Origin of the sequence: Cupriavidus necator (assembly GCF_040578825.1) — a bacterium.
Taxonomy (GTDB): domain Bacteria; phylum Pseudomonadota; class Gammaproteobacteria; order Burkholderiales; family Burkholderiaceae; genus Cupriavidus; species Cupriavidus necator_E.
In genome coordinates this window covers 1-2880 of sequence record NZ_JBEFLI010000160.1, presented here as the reverse complement: position 1 = coordinate 2880, position 2880 = coordinate 1, and the positions used below count along the sequence as shown (strand labels likewise).

Annotated in this window: 3 protein-coding genes and 1 pseudogene; all 4 read left to right on the top strand. The window is 56.5% G+C overall.

The features are described from left to right. Positions 1-368: pseudogene (locus AB1I47_RS33595) on the top strand (type VI secretion system tip protein VgrG); the annotation flags it as partial. A 102-nt stretch (positions 369-470) separates the two neighbouring features. Continuing rightward, positions 471-1577, top strand: a complete 1107-nt coding sequence (locus tag AB1I47_RS33590) for a hypothetical protein (protein WP_354687958.1) — start codon at positions 471-473, stop codon at positions 1575-1577. After that, positions 1574-2506 carry an Imm71 family immunity protein gene (locus AB1I47_RS33585; RefSeq protein ID WP_354687957.1) on the top strand — a complete coding sequence of 311 codons (933 nt, stop codon included), beginning with the start codon at positions 1574-1576 and terminating at the stop codon, positions 2504-2506. Before AB1I47_RS33590 ends, AB1I47_RS33585 begins: the two co-directional genes overlap by 4 nt. Beyond that, positions 2446-2712: a PoNe immunity protein domain-containing protein gene (locus AB1I47_RS33580; protein ID WP_354687959.1), complete on the top strand. Its 267-nt coding sequence runs from the start codon at positions 2446-2448 to the stop codon at positions 2710-2712. The genes AB1I47_RS33585 and AB1I47_RS33580 overlap by 61 nt, the downstream gene beginning before the upstream one ends. The last annotated feature ends 168 nt before the right edge of the window (positions 2713-2880 follow it).

Here is a 2880-nt window from a genome sequence, read left to right as displayed (position 1 = left end):
GTCTAGCTCGAGTGTCGTGGCAGGCGGCGGAGTTGGCGGCGTTGCCGGTGGGGATGCTGCCTGCCACGACACTCGAGCTAGACCATCGCTATCACGATGATGAAGGCCTCGCGGGCGCCCGGTACTTCGTCAAGTTCGCCAACGGCACGGAACGGCAAGGCACGCTGGATAAACAGGGCCGCGCGGTTATCGAAGAAGTGCCAACCGGTACCGTTCAGGTCAGTTTTGGCCCAATGCCCGGCGCCTTTACGCGCAAGGACAGGACGCCCACGCCCGGACACGACCCCAACCCGTCCGAGGACAAGCTCGCGAATCTGGTAGACAAATACCTGTCTGCCCCCTCGAGCGCCGAAAGCTCAGTCAGTTAGTTTCTAAAACGCAACCATGCCATTGGTCAGCCATTCCACTCCACCTGGGGGCCTGTCATTTACTCGGTTTCGTGCCATCTGCGCGGATGTAGGCAGTTGGACTTGGGGAATGTTGAAAGGTGGTTCCTGAAGCTGCGCTTCGCCGATCATCAAGTTGCGATTCTTGAGAGATTCGGCGCCCTGATGAACACGATTCATGCAGTACTTGGAAAGGCAAAAGCCAAAGCTGGTGCCTTACTTCCTTCGAACCTGGCACAGAGAATTGACGGGTTACGAAATGGCGTTACACAACTCAAGGCCAAGGGCAATGAGATGATCCCTGAGGCAATCAAGGAGTTGGATCAGTATCTCCGCGAAGTACAAGCCTATGTGCGTTCCGGAGGAGAGGCGACCAGCCGTAAGACGTTGCACGAGGTTGCTACTGGCGAACGGATCGTCACGCGTGCGGATGAGGCGCGGTTGGTGGAAGGTGGGCCATTGCCTGCGCGCTCGGCACGGGGCGGATGGAAGCAGAATCAGGCTCCAGCAAACCGTCCCGATCTCTTCCAGAAATACTATCGACACGCGCCTGAATATCCGGACCTGACCCAGCGGGTTGATCGCAAGGGAAACCTTGAGGCCGTCGCCGCCTATAGCGGTCGACTGATCAATCGTGAGTTAAAGCCCGGCGAAGAGGTGTTTCGCTTCTTTGGGCCGGCTGGTACCACGCATGGCCAGGCCGTCAGCCGTAGCTACGCTGGCGGGAGGTGGTGGGGTCTCGGACCGGCGCCCAAGACCGCGAAGGAATGGCGAGAAAAGGCTGCTGTGCTCGACGAGTTCAATCGAGATGGATTCTTTGTCGTCGGCAGGGTCGGCGATGCAGTAGGGCCCAAGGCCGTCGTAGGTACGGTAGCAGAACAAGCGGGCGAAAGAATTCCGGGTCAGTACTTGCCTGGCGGAGCCACCCAAGCGTACTTTCTCCTTGGAGAAGAAACAGCCACCCAACTGGGAAAGATCGGGGAAACTGTCATGGCGTCCGGCAGGGCCGAGCCATGGGTTGACTCTGCCACCGGCATCACGTTCCAAATTCTGCCCACCGGCTGGAAGGACAGCAATGGCGTCTGGGGTTACGCGCATGTTCCGGCTTGGGACGTGCTTGTCCAGACATCCCGCGTCGGCACACGCGAGCAAGCAACAAAGGACAGCCGAGAGGTAATCATCACACCATGAGTGAGACCCGTAGCTCGAACGCCGCTCTGCTACTTCCAACTGAGACGGAGCGCAAACAAATTTTCTTCTGGCTGAAGCAAATCAGCTCCCACGCTGCCTGGAATCGCATCCTCTCCTTTTACAAAGCATGGGCCGATACCACGGAGCATAGCAGGCGCCTTGCAAGCGAGCGGGGTGTCGAGAGCACTTCACTCATTTCTGAAAGCGATTATGTTTTCATCCTGAACGGGCTGGCGCACTGCGAGGAAGGCGTTCGCCGCCTCAGGAGCGGCGATAAACGAGTATTTAAGTTTGATGTCAATGGCGAATTTGCGATGGCTGACCGAGCGCTCGGTCACTGGGATACCTATCTGTGGCGCATAGAAACAGGCGAACACCCACCCATCAACGAAAAAAATACACCAGGGTGGGGGCGATTTCACAGCGCACTCACAGACCTAATTGAAGTCTGGAGAGAAATAGCACCAAATGTGCTGGAGCCTCGCTATCTTGACGCAGATTCACGAACATTCTGCAATGATTTCCTACGGGCAACGCTGGAACGGATGACGTTTCCTGACCCCCTGCCAAATGTTCCCGATCCTGAGATATCTACACTTGTGCGTTCCCGTCGTGCAATTCCCTGCTCAGGCATATGGGAACCGGTGGACGCCCCCAAGCCAAAGCTGTTCCGCCTGTCCCGCCAGATTGAGACACCCGCGGGGCCCTTTCCTACTATCGGTACGATGAGCTATCTGCATGGGGGGGCGAGCGCCCCTAATATGGCTGCCCATGCCGAAGAAAATGGCTTGCCTGCAACGTGGCGCTTGCTCTGGGAAGACACTCGATACAACGATGCCACCGTACCGGATGAAGAAGCGAACTATGTATTCCTGAAGCCAAACAGGAAGATAAGGAATCAGTCGTCCCCTACATCAAGGACTACCTAAAGCAATGGTATCGTTATCAAAGTGGAGCTCGATGGTACGACGCCCATAAGAAGATTCATGATGATCAGGCCTTTAATTACGGCTACTGGGCCTTTGAGGCTGGTGCAAAAATTCCGAAAGTAAAAGAGGATCTCTCCGCCGTTCTTGGCTCTGGCCAACTCTCAAAGCAAGAGATACGTGATCTGCTCACGGAATATAGCAACTAGCCCGCTGGGCTAGCTAACGTCCTACACGCCTGTTCGCGTCAACGTAGCATTACCCCGCAACCATGACGCACATACCCGGTTACTGCGCAGCCCCCTCACTTCCCTTCCTTTCACCAACTGGCACCATCACCAACCTCAACCAACTAGCCACCGCCCCCACTCCAGCGA